Below are 12,693 nucleotides of genomic sequence, written 5' to 3' on the forward strand. Positions count from 1 at the left end.
GCCGGGGGGTCCGTCCAGTCCCGCTTCTCGTGGCTCTACGCCGCCGTCCTCACCGAGACGTGCCGGCCCGCGGCCGCCGCGGCCAGCCGGCCCAGCGCCTCCTCCCGGTCGCAGGCGTACGCGCCCAGGGCCGTCTGCCGGGCGACGATCGACCGCTCCGCGCGCATCAGCCGCCAGCCGCGGCGCAGCAGGAACGGGACCGACTTGCGGCCCTCCCGGAGGTCGCGCACGAAGCGCCGGCGGAACGTGGTGAGCGGCCCGCGGCTCAGGCACAACGCGTCGGCGAGGACACCCAGTTCACGGCAGCGCCCCACGATCTCGGCGGCGAAGACGCCCTCCGCGACGAACACCGGCGTCCGGCCGATGTGCAGCGTCTCCTCGTCCGTCCGCGCGCTGAGCGCGATGTCGTACACGGGCACCGTCGTACGGCCGGTGGCGCACAGGGCGGCGATGGCCGCGACGGCGACGTCGGCGTCCCACGACCGCGGATGGTCCCAGTCGATGTCCGAACTCCCTTCCACCAGCGGCAGGGTCGGGTCGTCGCCCTCCTTGTAGAAGTCGTCGAGCCGCAGCACGGGCAGGCCGGAGCGGGCGGCGACGAGGGACTTGCCGGAGCCTGAGGGGCCGCACAGCAGCACGACGCGGGCGGAGACCGGGGGACGGGGATTCACGAGAGACCAGTCTGACGCATCGCGCGCCCCGTGCCGAGCCCGCGGGTCGGCCTTGGAGCCCACATCACAGGTCAACTACCCTTCGTGTCGACATGATGACGCTTCGCAGCAAGAAGGTGGCAGCAGCCATGGCACGACACGCCTCCCCCCGCACCACCACCGCCCCGCGCGCCCTCGTCGTCCTCGTGACCGCGGGTGCCGCACTGGGCACGGGCGCGGCCGCGGCATCCGCGACACCCGTGGACGGTGCGCCGGTCGTCGACGCGATGCGCGCCCGCTCCGTCTCGCTCGGCACGGTCGACCCGCACGAGGGGCTGCAGGTGCTGAGGGGGAGCCTGGGATACGTCACCGGGCCGCTCGCGGACCTCAAGCCCAACCCGCTGGCGGGCACGGGCACGGACCCGCTCGACAACGGGGTCGCCACCCGGCTGGCCGACTTCAAGCCGCTGTCGTCGCAGGCACTGACCCGGCCGGTGGCGCAGGCACGGTCGCTCGGCGGCGTGCCGGTGGTCGGCCAGGCGCTCGGAGCGCTGCGCTGACCTTCCGACCGCCAGCGATCCGCCCGGCCGGTGACTCGTTGCGGCTGGTGACCGTTCCGGCCGGTGACCCGCTTCAGCCGTCGACCGGCTTCGGCCGGTGGCGACCGACGGAGGGCCGTGTTTCCCCGGGCTCCGGGGAAACACGGCCCTCCTGTGCCGGGCGGCCTCAGTACGAGGAACCGGACACGCCCAGTGACCCCGTGGGGTGCCAGACCGTCTTCGTCTCCAGGAAGGCCGTCAGCCGCTCGGTGCCCGGCGTCGAAAAATAATCCACAGGCTGTGGACGAAGAACTCGCTTCAGGTTGTCCGCCGCCGCGATCTCCAGTTCCCTGGCCAGGACGTCGTCGGCGCCGGCCAGATCGATCGCGTTGACGTCCTGATGGGCGGCCAGCGGCGCCGCGACCTCCGCCGTGCGGCCCGAGAGGATGTTGACGACGCCGCCCGGCACGTCGGAGGTGGCCAGGACCTCGCCGAGGGAGAGGGCCGGCAATGGGGACCGCTCGCTCGCGATCACGACGGCCGTGTTGCCGGTCGCGATCACCGGAGCGACCACCGAGACCAGGCCCAGGAAGGACGACTCCTGGGGGGCGACGACCGCGACCACGCCCATCGGCTCAGGGGTGGAGAGGTTGAAATAGGGGCCCGCGACCGGGTTTCCGCCGCCCACCACCTGGGCGATCTTGTCGGTCCAGCCCGCGTACCAGACCCAGCGGTCGATCGCCGCGTCCACCCGGAGGGCCGCCTCGGCCCCGGACAGGCCCTCGGCGTCGGCGACCTCGCGGACGAACTGCTCCTTGCGGCCCTCCAGCATCTCCGCGACGCGGTAGAGGATCTGGCCGCGGTTGTAGGCCGTCGCGCCCGACCAGCCGCCGAACGCCTTGCGCGCGGCGACCACCGCGTCACGGGCGTCCTTGCGGGAGGCGAGGGGCGCGTTCGCCAGCCAGTTGCCCTCGCCCGCCGCGTCAGCATCCGATGTCGCTGTGGTCACCTCGTACACCCGGCCGCTCTCGGACCGCGGGAACTTCCCGCCCACGTACAGCTTGTAGGTCTTGAAGACGGCGAGCCGCGGCTCGCTGGTCACGCCATTCGCACCCTTCTCGGCATTCCCGCTCTTCGTGGTCTTCCCGCTCTTCGTGGTCTTCGCGGCCTTCGCGGTCTCTTCGGCGGCGTCGCTGTTACCGGACATCGAGGTATGCCTCCAGACCGTGGCGGCCGCCCTCGCGGCCGAAGCCCGACTCCTTGTAGCCGCCGAACGGCGAGGCCGGGTCGAACTTGTTGAACGTGTTGGACCAGACGACGCCGGCGCGCAGCCTGCTCGCGACGGCCAGGATCCGGGAGCCCTTCTCCGTCCAGATGCCGGCGGACAGGCCGTAGGGGGTGTTGTTGGCCTTGGCCACGGCCTCCTCCGGGGTGCGGAACGTCAGCACGGACAGCACCGGGCCGAAGATCTCGTCGCGGGCGATGGTGTGCGCCTGGGTGACGTTGGTGAAGAGCGTCGGCGCGAACCAGTAGCCGGACCCCGGGAGTTCGCAGGCGGGGGACCAGCGCTCGGCCCCCTCCGCCTCGCCCTGCTCGGCGAGCGCGGTGATCCGGGCGAGCTGTTCGGCGGAGTTGATCGCGCCGATGTCGGTGTTCTTGTCGAGGGGGTCGCCCAGGCGAAGCGTCGACAGCCTCCGCTTCAGGGACTGCAGGACCTCGTCGTGGACCGACTCCTGGACCAGGAGTCGGGAGCCCGCGCAGCAGACCTGGCCCTGGTTGAAGAAGATGCCGTTCACGATGCCCTCGACGGCCTGGTCCACGGGTGCGTCGTCGAAGACGATGTTGGCGCCCTTGCCGCCCAGTTCGAGGGTGAGCCGCTTCCTCGTGCCCGCGACCGTGCGCGCGATCTCCTTGCCGACGGCCGTGGAGCCGGTGAACGCGACCTTGTCCACGTCGGGGTGCGCGACCACCGCGGCGCCGGTGTCGCCGTAGCCGGGAAGGATGTTGACGACGCCGTTGGGCAGGCCCGCCTGGCGGCAGATGTCCGCGAAGAACAACGCCGAGAGGGGAGTGGTCTCCGCGGGCTTCAGCACGACCGTGTTGCCGGTCGCCAGCGCCGGGGCGACCTTCCACGCCAGCATCAGCAGCGGGAAGTTCCACGGGATGACCTGGCCCGCTACGCCGAGCGGCCGGGGGTCCGGACCGAACCCGGCGTGGTCGAGCTTGTCGGCCCAGCCCGCGTAGTAGAAGAAGTGCGCGGCGACCAGCGGGAGGTCCGCGTCACGGGTCTCCCTGATGGGCTTGCCGTTGTCCAGCGTCTCCAGGACGGCCAGTTCGCGGCTGCGCTCCTGGATGATGCGGGCGATGCGGAACAGGTACTTGGCGCGCTCGGCGCCGGGCAGCGCCGACCACGTCCGGAAGGCCCTGCGGGCGGCCTTCACCGCCCGGTCGACGTCCGCCTCTCCCGCCCGGGCGACCTCGGAGAGGACCTCCTCGGTGGACGGGCTGATCGACTTGAAGACCCGGCCGTCGGCCGCCTCGGCGAACTCGCCGTCGATGAACAGGCCGTACGACGGCGCGATGTCGACGACCGAGCGGGACTCGGGCGCGGGTGCGTACTCGAATGCGGATGCCATGGGGGATCAGTCCACCGTCACGTAGTCGGGGCCGGAGTAGCGGCCGGTGGCCAGCTTCTGACGCTGCATCAGCAGGTCGTTCAGGAGCGAGGAGGCGCCGAAGCGGAACCAGTGGTTGTCCAGCCAGTCCTCGCCCACGGTCTCGTTCACCAGGACCAGGAACTTGATCGCGTCCTTGGAGGTGCGGATGCCGCCGGCCGGCTTCACGCCGACCTGGACGCCGGTCTGCGCCCGGAAGTCGCGCACCGCCTCCAGCATGAGCAGGGTGTTGGCCGGGGTCGCGTTGACGGCGACCTTTCCGGTCGAGGTCTTGATGAAGTCCGCGCCCGCGAGCATGCCGAGCCAGCTGGCACGGCGGATGTTGTCGTACGTCGACAGCTCACCGGTCTCGAAGATGACCTTCAGACGGGCGTTCCCGCAGGTCTCCCTCACGGCGACGATCTCGTCGTACACCTTCAGGTACCGGCCCGCGAGGAACGCCCCGCGATCGATGACCATGTCGATCTCGTCGGCGCCCGCGGAGACGGCCTCGCGCACGTCGGCCAGCTTCACCTCCAGCGCGGCGCGGCCCGCCGGGAAGGCCGTGGCGACGGACGCGACCTTGACGCCGGAGCCGGCGACGGCCTCCCTCGCGACGGCCACCATGTCGGGGTAGACGCAGAGGGCCGCGGTCGCGGGCGTCGAACGGTCCGTGGGGTCGGGGTGCACCGCCTTGGCGCCGAGCGCCCGGACCTTGCCCGGGGTGTCCGCGCCTTCCAGCGTCGTCAGGTCGACCATCGAGATGGCGAGGTCGAGGGCGTACGCCTTCGCGGTGGTCTTGATGGAACGGGTGCCGAGGGAGGCGGCGCGCGCCTCCAGGCCGACCGCGTCGACGCCGGGCAGCCCGTGCAGGAAGCGGCGCAGCGTGCTGTCGGACGCGGTGACGTCGGCGAGAGCGTGTGGGGCCTGTGCGGCAGTGGTGGGCATGGTCACCAGCCGAGCATATCTACGCGCGTAGCGGCTGTACAGCCCCGGGACAGCCCCGGGAGGCTCCGAGGCGGGCGCGGGCCGGCGGCGCACCCCGCGTGCCGGGTTGCCCCGGTGCGTACGCCGTGCACGCACCGGACGCGTCCCCGGGCGGCGTACCGGCCACGGGCCCGTCGTCCCGTCGTGCAGAATCGAACCCATGACGACCCCGGATCACCAGTCACCCGCGCCGGACTCCTCGGCACCCCCCTCCCGGGACCGCATCTACCGGTCGCCCGCCGGTATCGCGGCCGGCGGACTGCTGCTCGCCATCGTGCTCTGGCTCGGCATCGACGCACTGGTCTCCGGACACGGCCGCACCCCGTGGCTGGCGCTCGCCACGATGATCCTGGTCATCCCGCTGGTCACCGCCTTCACCCTGCGCCCGGCCGTGTACGCGAACGAGGAACGGCTGCGCATCCGCAACCCGTTCCGGGTCATCGTGCTCCCCTGGGGCTCGGTGGCCTCGCTCCGCTCCGGCTACTCGAACGAGGTCGTCGCCACCTCCGGCACCAAGTACCAGCTGTGGGCCGTGCCCGTCTCGCTGCGCGCCCGCAAGAGGGCGGCCCGGCAGCACACCCGGGCCACCGCCCAGGCCGCCCGCCCCGGCGCGCGGGGCCGCACCGACACTGCGCCGCCGGTACCGGCCGGCCCCACCCGCGCCCAGACCGACCAGATCATGGACGACCTGCGCGAACTCGCCGAGACCCGCCAGAACGCCGAGCACGCCCAGGGCGAGCCGACCGTCCGCTGGGCCTACGAGGTGATGGGACCGGCGGTGGCGGGGGCGGTGGTGCTGGCCATCCTGGTGGCGGTGGGGTGAGCCGCGGGCGGGCGGATGCTGGCGGGGGGAGGGGCGGTTGCCTGCGGGGACGGCGGCGGACGCCGGTGGGGGCGGGGCGGATGCAGGCCCCGTGAGCCGTACGTGGTGAGGGGGCCGGCGCCGCGCGTGAGGTGACGGTGGGAGCCGCTTCCTCTTCAGTGCTGTGGGGGGCGCCCGCTTCTTTGCCAGTGTCGTGCTTCCGCGGGCCGCGTCAAGGGCGCTGCGTTCCGCTGCGCTCCACTTCGCGTCGGCTTCGCCGATGGCCCTCCGGGCCACCCTTGACCCGGCCCGCTCCAGCACGGGGGAGAAGCGAGCGGGCGGCCGGGGGAGGAGCGGGTGCCCAACCGGGGTCGGGGGTTCCGTGGGCCGGGGCGTGGGCCGGCGGCTGGGGGCGCGGTCGCGCCTCGCATGCACGCCAGGTGGGCTCAGCGGCTTGCGGTCGGTGGGTGGGTGGAGCGCGGTCGCGGAGTGGCGGCACGGCGGGCCGGTTTGGCGACGTGGGGTCGGTGGGTGGGGCGCGGTTGCGGAGTGGCGGCACGGCGGGCCGGTTTGGCGACTTGCGGTGGGTGGGCGGTGATCGCGGTCGGTTCTCGTCGGCACGCCGGGCCGGTTCGGCGACGTGGGGTCGGTGTGGGTGGGGTCGGCGTGCGGGGTCGGGTGGGAGTCACTGCCACGTCACATCAGCCTCTGGAGTCACACCGCCGGGGGGATTGGTGGATTTGTGCCACCCCGGACGTCGGCCACCTTGCGCTGTCTTGGTGCTTCTCACCGTCGGCCTGCCGACGGTGGCACAAATCCACCAATCGTCCATCGCCACATCGCGGCCCGCGACGGTCGCACCATGTCATGTCGTACGCCGCCGAACCGGCCCGCCGTGCCGCCACTCGCGACCGCGCCCCACCCACCGTAAGCCGCTGAGCTCACCCGGCGTGCATGCGAGGCGCGACCGCGACCCGTCAGCCACCGGTCCACGCCCCGGCCCACCGCACCGCAAACCCCGGTTGGGCACCCGCTCCTCCCCCGGCCGCCCGCTCGCTTCTCCCCCGTGCTGGAGCGGGCCGGGTCAAGGGTGGCCCGGAGGGCCATCGGCGAAGCCGACGCGAAGTGGAGCGCAGCGGAACGCAGCGCCCTTGACGCGGCCCGCGGAAGCACGACACTGGCAAAGAAGCGGGCGGCCCCTGCGGTTACTTCCCGGCGTACGGGACGAAAGCGGACCACGCCCCGGGGGACAGAGCCAGCCGGGGGCCCTCGGTGTTCTTGGAGTCGCGGACGTGGACGGTGCGGGGCGTTATCGCGATCTCGACGCAGGAGTCGCCGTCGGGGCCGCTGCTGTAGCTGCTCTTGAACCACGCCGGCTCGGAGACGCCCCCGGCAGCGGTCTTGCGGATCATGTTTCCCCCAGCAGTCGCTCAATCAGGGCCAGCGACTCCCCTGGTGGAAGAGCCTGAGCCCGGATGGTGCCATACCGCAGCTCAAGGATGCGTAGCTGCCTAAGGTCGGAGACAGGGCGGCCGCTGAACGCGCCGTCTGAACGTCCGACAGCCGTGCCGTCGTCGAACTTCAGCAGCTCGATCCTGCCACTCATGCCGGGGTGCGCCGCGCTGTCCAGCGGCATCACCTGGAGGGTGACGTTGCTCAACCGCCCCACCTCCAGCAGGCGTTCGAACTGCTGCCGCCGCACCATTGTGTCTCCAACCTTACGGCGCAGCGTCGCTTCTTCCAGGACGAAACCGAGGGCGGGCGCAGGCGACCGTTCGAAGACGGACCTCCGGGCCATGCGGGCAGCCACCCGCCGTTCCAGGTCTTCCGGCGAATAGGCGGGCAGCCACGATTCCAACAGGGCCCGCGCGTGCTCCGGCGTCTGCAGCAGGCCGGCGATGCTGCTGCACTCGTACACCCCGATCTCGACGGCGCGCGCCTCCAGTTGTGCCAGCTCCCGCACCTTCTTCGGGTACCTGACCTTCTTGACGTCCTCTTTCATCGCCGAGAGCAGTCCGCCCGCCCCCAGCACCTCGTCCGCCTTGTCCAGATACTCGGGCCGGGGAATCCGCTTCCCGCCCTCGATCTTGTAGACCAGGTCCTCCCCGTACCCGACCGCCGCGCCGAACTCCGCGGCCCGCATCCCCGCCGCCTCCCGCCGCAGCTTCAGCTGCCGCCCCACGGTCGCGACGACCGCGACACCCCAGTCGTCGTCCGGGTCCACCTCCCAACCCGGCTCGTCCCTCTCGTCCTTGAGCCCAACCGTTGCACCGTCCACCCGCATCGCCCGCGCCCCTCCGGTCGTACCGCCGTGCCGCGACGCCCGGTACCCGCGCACCCCTTTTGAAAGCCCCGTCACCACCGGACACTCTCCGGACGGCGGCTGGACGTATGGGCGTCGTCACCGGTCAGATTAGGTGCAAGTGTCCACGCTGGGTGCCGTGAACGAGCAATCCGTCCAACTCCACGGCGGGGGCCGGATGCCCGGATCCGGAGCAATCACGTCACCCGGGCGTGCCGCCGCCCGTGACCGCCGCGTCCAGGAGATGGCCGGCCACCGTGCGCGCGCCCTCGTCGCCGACGAGCACCGTGTAGTGGTTGACGTCGGCCACCCGGTGTGTCGCGATTCGGGTGGGGTCCAGGTCCGCGGCGGCCAGCCGCCGCTCGTCGTACAGCCCCTGCGGCTCGTCCATCAGGCCCCGGTCGGCCCACAGCAGCCGGGCCGGAAGCTGCAGTCGCCGTACCGCGGACAGTACCTCCGGATCGCGCAGGACCTGCGTGCCGTCGACGCGCACGGCGTCGCGGACGCAGGACGAGCGCAGGTGGGGCTCCTCGCCGACGAGGTCGCGCTGGATGTAGGCGTCCACCCACGGTGACCACGAGCCGGAGAAGGCGGGATGGTTCCGCCAGTAGTCGCGGTAGGACTGCCGGTCGGGGAAGGTCATGGTCAGCCGGCGCATCGCCGGGCCGATGACGGCGTCGAGCAGCGCGTCCGGGTCGAGGTGGGCCGGAGCGGGGAAGCCGAGGCCGCCGTCGACGAGGACGAGGGAGGCGAACCTCGCGGGATGGCGTACGCCGGTGAACGCGCTGACGAAGGCGCCCATCGAGTGGCCGGCGAGCACCGCCCCGCGCAGCTCGAACGTGTCGGCGAGCGCGGCCATGTCCGCGGCGTGCGCGGCGATGCCGTACGGGCCGGGCAGCGACCGGCTGCCGCCCCGGCCGCGCAGGTCGGGCGCGATCAGGGTGGCCCGGCCCGCGAGGTGGTGGGCGACCCTGGCCCAGGAGAGCGCGTTGGCGGTGATGCCGTGCAGCGCGAGCACGGCCGGGGCGCCCGGCTCGGCCGCGGGCCAGCGCAGCACGGCGAGTTCGCCGCCCTCGACGGGCACGCTCAGCTCCTCGTACGGGCCGGTCTGCGGTGTGGCCTCGCGTTGCGGGCCCTCGGGGTGACGCGTCATTCTCGGCGGCTCCTCGTCTCGTCGCGCACCGGAGGGCGGTCGTCCGGTCGCGTGTCGCGCACGATAGGGCCCGGCGGGCGGCACCGACATGTGCTCGGTGCATGCAGGTGGCCTTGGGTTCGTGTGGCGGGCCCATGTGGGTGGGTGCGGCCACCGGCTTCTGATGTGCCCGTCGGCTCACCGGTCCTGCAGCACTGACGCCGCCCGGGCAGAAGAGGGGCGCGGTGCGCGTGATCCGGTACGGAACCCGTGCCCGCGGCTGCAGAAGCCGCGGGCACGTGCGTGCGTGGGTCAGATGCCGGCCGCGGCCGCCAGGTCGCGCTTGAGTGCCGCCAGCAGGTCCGTGGCCCTGGCCCGTGCCGCCGGGAGGCCGGCGCGCCCGGTGACGGGGACCACGACCTCCAGGTAGCACTTCAGCTTCGGTTCCGTGCCGCTGGGGCGGACGATCACGCGGGCGCCGTCGAGCGTGTAGCGCAGCCCGTCCGTGGGCGGCAGGGTGTCCGTGCCCCGTGTGAGGTCCTCGGACCGGGTGACGGGCAGGCCCGCGAGTTCCGTGGGCGGCCGCTCCCGCAGGCGGCGCATCGCGTCGGCGATGAGCGAGAGGTCCTCGACGCGCGCCGAGAGCTGGTCCGTGGCGTGCAGGCCGTGTTCGAGGGCCAGGTCGTCGAGGAGGTCCAGGAGGGTGCGGCCCCGCGCCTTCAGGTGCGAGGCGAGTTCGGTGATCAGCAGGGCCGCGGTGATGCCGTCCTTGTCGCGTACCCCGTCCGGGTCGACGCAGTAGCCGAGCGCCTCCTCGTAGCCGTAGCGCAGGCCCTCGACACGGGCGATCCACTTGAAGCCGGTGAGGGTCTCCTCGTACGCAAGGCCCGCCTTGGCGGCGATGCGGCCGAGGAGGGAGGAGGAGACGATCGACTCGGCGAAGGTGCCCCGGGCACCGCGCTCCACCAGGTGGGCGGCGAGCAGGGCGCCCACCTCGTCGCCGCGGAGCATGCGCCAGTCGGCGCCGTCCTTGACGGCCACGGCGCAGCGGTCGGCGTCGGGGTCGTTGGCGATGACGAGGTCGGGGTCCGTCTCGTGGGCCTCAGCGAAGGCGAGGTCCATGGCGCCGGGCTCTTCCGGGTTGGGGAAGGCCACGGTCGGGAAGTCCGGGTCGGGGTCGGCCTGTTCGGCGACGAGTACCGGAGCGGGGAAGCCGGCGCGGGCGAAGGCGGCGAGGAGGACGTCCCTGCCGACGCCGTGCATCGGGGTGTAGACGGTACGGGCGGTCCGCGGGGAGTCCGGGGCGAGCACGGCGTCCGTGCGGGCCAGGTAGGCGTCGAGGACACCGTCGTCGAGCGTGTCCCAGCCGCCGTCCGGGCGGGGGACGTCGGTCAGCGTGTTGATCGCGTCGATCTCGGCCGCGATCCCGGCGTCCGCGGGCGGCACGATCTGGGAGCCGTCGCCGAGGTAGACCTTGTAGCCGTTGTCGCGCGGCGGGTTGTGGCTCGCGGTGACCTCCACACCGGCGACCGCGCCGAGGTGCCGGATGGCGAAGGCGAGGACCGGCGTCGGCAGCGGGCGGGGCAGGAGCGCCGCGCGCAGGCCCGCGCCCGTCATGACGGCGGCGGTGTCGCGGGCGAAGTCGGCGGACTTGTGACGGGCGTCGTAGCCGATGACCACGAGGCCGTCGCCGTGGCCCTGGGACCTGAGGTACGCCGCGAGGCCGGCGGCGGCGCGGATGACCACGGCGCGGTTCATGCGCAGGGGGCCGGCGCCGAGTTCACCGCGCAGACCGGCGGTGCCGAACTGGAGGGTGCCGCCGAAGCGTGCGGCGAGCTCGGCGTGGTCCCCGGCGTCGATGAGCTTGGCGAGTTCCTCACGGGTCTCCGCGTCGGGGTCCTCGGCCAGCCACGCCTGGGCCCGTGCGATGAGTTCGTCGTGCACGTCGGGTCAACCTCTCGTTGTGTGTGGGTGGGGCGGGGGCTGCGGCGTCCGTGGTCGTTCCCGCCCGCTCGGTCCGGTGCCGGGCCGTCACCGGCGGCCGCACCTACAGCCGCTCCAGCACCTGGGCGAGGAGCGCTCCCATGCGCGCCGCGCTGTCGCGGCCCGCCTGGAGGACCTCCTCGTGGTTCAGCGGCTCGCCCGTCATACCGGCGGCGAGATTCGTGACCAGGGAGATGCCCAGGACCTCGGCGCCCGCCTCGCGCGCGGCGATCGCCTCCAGGACCGTCGACATGCCCACCAGGTCCGCGCCCATGCCGCGGGCCATGCGGATCTCCGCCGGGGTCTCGTAGTGCGGGCCGGTGAACTGCGCGTACACACCCTCTTCGAGGGTGGGGTCGATCTCCTTGCACAGGCTCCGCAGGCGCGGGGAGTACAGGTCCGTGAGGTCGACGAAGTTGGCGCCGACGATCGGGGAGGTCGCGGTCAGGTTGATGTGGTCGCTGATCAGGACCGGCTGGCCGGGACGCATCGTCTCGCGCAGGCCGCCGCAGCCGTTGGTGAGGACGACGGTCTTGGCGCCGGCGGCGACGGCGGTGCGGACGCCGTGTGCGACGGCGGCGACGCCGCGGCCCTCGTAGTAGTGCGTACGGCCCAGGAAGACCAGGGCCCGGGTGTCGCCGACCAGGTAGGAGCGGAGCTTGCCGCCGTGGCCCTCGACGGCCGGAGGCGGGAAGCCGGGCAGCTCCGTGACCTGGAACTCGGCCTCGGGCTCGCCGAGGGCGTCGACGGCCGGGGCCCAGCCGGAGCCCATCACGAGGGCGACATCGTGGGTCTCGGCACCCGTCAGCTCGCGCAGGCGCGCGGCGGCGGTGTCGGCGGCGGCGTAGGGATCGCCCTGGATGTCGTCCGGAAGAAGAGATGCGTTCACGCGGATGAGAGTAGCCGCTCTCTGCCTACGCGCGTAGATGAGGGAGCTCACGGGAATGCGATCGTTGTCTTGTCGTTTCCGACGATTCCCGTCGTCGCTGTGGCTGTGGGCGCGGCCGGTCCGGCGCGTGCCGGGGCACGCCGTCCGCTGTCGCGGCCGGGCGTTGTGCCGTGGTTGTGGTGCGCTGTCCGCCGTCGTGGCCGGGCGTTGTGCGGCCGCCGGCCCGCCGGGCGCTGTCCGCCGCCGCTGCCGTCAGTGCCGTCGTCGCCGGAGGGGAGGTGTTCCGGCGCCGGCGGCCTCGGCAGGGCTCAGCAAGGGCGCTTGCGCAGTTCCATCACGTAGTCGTGCGGCGCCCCGGCCGACTCCGCCGCGTCCGCGATCCCGCCCAGGTAGCGGGCGGACGGGAGGCCGCCCTCGTAGCCGTTGAGCACGTAGGTCCAGGCCGGTTCCTCGCCGTCCAGGGTGTGGGCGCGCACGCGCAGCCTGCGGTAGACGCCGAGACCCACGCCCTCCCAGCGGTCCAGGGAGTCCTCGTCCATGGGGGCGATGTCGTACAGCGCGACGAAGACCTGGGACAGCGGGTCCTCGACGATCGTCGCCAGGGCGCCCTCCCACCCGATGTGCTCGCCCCCGAAGGTCAGCCGCCAGCCGTTGAGCCAGCCGGTGGCGCGCAGCGGCGAGTGCGGTGCGCGGCGGGACATCAGCCGCGCGTCGAGGTTGCCGGCGTACGCGGCGTAGAGCGACATGGAGTCGAG

12 protein-coding genes are annotated in these 12,693 nt (G+C 72.9%); 2 read left to right on the plus strand and 10 right to left on the minus strand.

The genetic code is table 11. The annotated features are described in order from the left end of the window. Positions 1-35: 35 nt before the first annotated feature. Positions 36-671, minus strand: coding sequence for a uridine kinase family protein (locus tag ACZ79I_RS24815; RefSeq protein ID WP_471499666.1), 636 nt, complete (start codon positions 669-671; stop codon positions 36-38). Between the two features lie 128 nt (positions 672-799). Between ACZ79I_RS24815 and ACZ79I_RS24820 the strand changes: the two genes are divergently transcribed. Beyond that, complete coding sequence (locus tag ACZ79I_RS24820) at positions 800-1,210, plus strand: hypothetical protein (RefSeq protein ID WP_471499667.1); 411 nt, start codon at positions 800-802, stop codon at positions 1,208-1,210. Positions 1,211-1,376: 166 nt separating this feature from the next. On the opposite strand, the gene ACZ79I_RS24825 is transcribed toward ACZ79I_RS24820, so the two are convergent. Genes ACZ79I_RS24825 through deoC form a run of 3 tightly spaced genes read right to left on the minus strand, consistent with a single transcriptional unit; the run spans position 1,377 to position 4,791 of the window. Continuing rightward, on the minus strand, positions 1,377-2,396 hold the full coding sequence (locus ACZ79I_RS24825) for an aldehyde dehydrogenase family protein (protein WP_471499668.1): 1,020 nt from the start codon (positions 2,394-2,396) through the stop codon (positions 1,377-1,379). Continuing rightward, entirely contained in the window at positions 2,386-3,825 is a 1,440-nt protein-coding gene (locus ACZ79I_RS24830; RefSeq protein WP_471499669.1) for an aldehyde dehydrogenase family protein, read from the minus strand. Before ACZ79I_RS24830 ends, ACZ79I_RS24825 begins: the two co-directional genes overlap by 11 nt. 6 nt (positions 3,826-3,831) lie before the next feature. Continuing rightward, positions 3,832-4,791 carry a deoxyribose-phosphate aldolase gene (gene deoC, locus ACZ79I_RS24835; protein ID WP_471505200.1) on the minus strand — a complete coding sequence of 320 codons (960 nt, stop codon included), beginning with the start codon at positions 4,789-4,791 and terminating at the stop codon, positions 3,832-3,834. Positions 4,792-4,990: 199 nt separating this feature from the next. On the opposite strand from deoC, the gene ACZ79I_RS24840 reads away from it, so the two are divergent. Next, positions 4,991-5,653, plus strand: coding sequence for a PH domain-containing protein (locus tag ACZ79I_RS24840; protein WP_471499670.1), 663 nt, complete (start codon positions 4,991-4,993; stop codon positions 5,651-5,653). Positions 5,654-6,837: 1,184 nt separating this feature from the next. On the opposite strand, the gene ACZ79I_RS24845 is transcribed toward ACZ79I_RS24840, so the two are convergent. From ACZ79I_RS24845 to ACZ79I_RS24870, 6 genes are all read right to left on the minus strand, one after another. Further along, positions 6,838-7,044, minus strand: coding sequence for a DUF397 domain-containing protein (locus ACZ79I_RS24845; protein ID WP_471499671.1), 207 nt, complete (start codon positions 7,042-7,044; stop codon positions 6,838-6,840). Further along, positions 7,041-7,916 (minus strand): helix-turn-helix domain-containing protein, encoded by an 876-nt coding sequence (locus tag ACZ79I_RS24850; RefSeq protein WP_471499672.1) that lies wholly within the window; start codon positions 7,914-7,916, stop codon positions 7,041-7,043. Before ACZ79I_RS24850 ends, ACZ79I_RS24845 begins: the two co-directional genes overlap by 4 nt. Positions 7,917-8,136: 220 nt before the next feature. Beyond that, entirely contained in the window at positions 8,137-9,087 is a 951-nt protein-coding gene (locus ACZ79I_RS24855; RefSeq protein WP_471499673.1) for an alpha/beta fold hydrolase, read from the minus strand. Positions 9,088-9,378: 291 nt separating this feature from the next. Further along, complete coding sequence (locus ACZ79I_RS24860; protein ID WP_471499674.1) at positions 9,379-11,010, minus strand: phospho-sugar mutase; 1,632 nt, start codon at positions 11,008-11,010, stop codon at positions 9,379-9,381. 103 nt (positions 11,011-11,113) lie between these two features. Continuing rightward, positions 11,114-11,938 carry a purine-nucleoside phosphorylase gene (locus ACZ79I_RS24865; protein ID WP_471499675.1) on the minus strand — a complete coding sequence of 275 codons (825 nt, stop codon included), beginning with the start codon at positions 11,936-11,938 and terminating at the stop codon, positions 11,114-11,116. Positions 11,939-12,246: 308 nt separating this feature from the next. Further along, positions 12,247-12,684 (minus strand): gamma-glutamylcyclotransferase family protein, encoded by a 438-nt coding sequence (locus ACZ79I_RS24870; RefSeq protein ID WP_381089082.1) that lies wholly within the window; start codon positions 12,682-12,684, stop codon positions 12,247-12,249. Between the last annotated feature and the right edge of the window lie 9 nt (positions 12,685-12,693).

This window comes from Streptomyces sp. PSU-S4-23 (assembly GCF_055632315.1).

Coding starts and splice junctions, on each gene's coding strand:
- ACZ79I_RS24845 (WP_471499671.1), bottom strand. CDS start 7,044: ATGATCCGCAAGACCGCTGCCGGGGGCGTCTCCGAGCCGGCGTGGTTC.
- ACZ79I_RS24820 (WP_471499667.1), top strand. CDS start 800: ATGGCACGACACGCCTCCCCCCGCACCACCACCGCCCCGCGCGCCCTC.
- ACZ79I_RS24840 (WP_471499670.1), top strand. CDS start 4,991: ATGACGACCCCGGATCACCAGTCACCCGCGCCGGACTCCTCGGCACCC.
- ACZ79I_RS24825 (WP_471499668.1), bottom strand. CDS start 2,396: ATGTCCGGTAACAGCGACGCCGCCGAAGAGACCGCGAAGGCCGCGAAG.
- ACZ79I_RS24850 (WP_471499672.1), bottom strand. CDS start 7,916: ATGCGGGTGGACGGTGCAACGGTTGGGCTCAAGGACGAGAGGGACGAG.
- deoC (WP_471505200.1), bottom strand. CDS start 4,791: ATGCCCACCACTGCCGCACAGGCCCCACACGCTCTCGCCGACGTCACC.
- ACZ79I_RS24855 (WP_471499673.1), bottom strand. CDS start 9,087: ATGACGCGTCACCCCGAGGGCCCGCAACGCGAGGCCACACCGCAGACC.
- ACZ79I_RS24870 (WP_381089082.1), bottom strand. CDS start 12,684: ATGTCGCTCTACGCCGCGTACGCCGGCAACCTCGACGCGCGGCTGATG.
- ACZ79I_RS24830 (WP_471499669.1), bottom strand. CDS start 3,825: ATGGCATCCGCATTCGAGTACGCACCCGCGCCCGAGTCCCGCTCGGTC.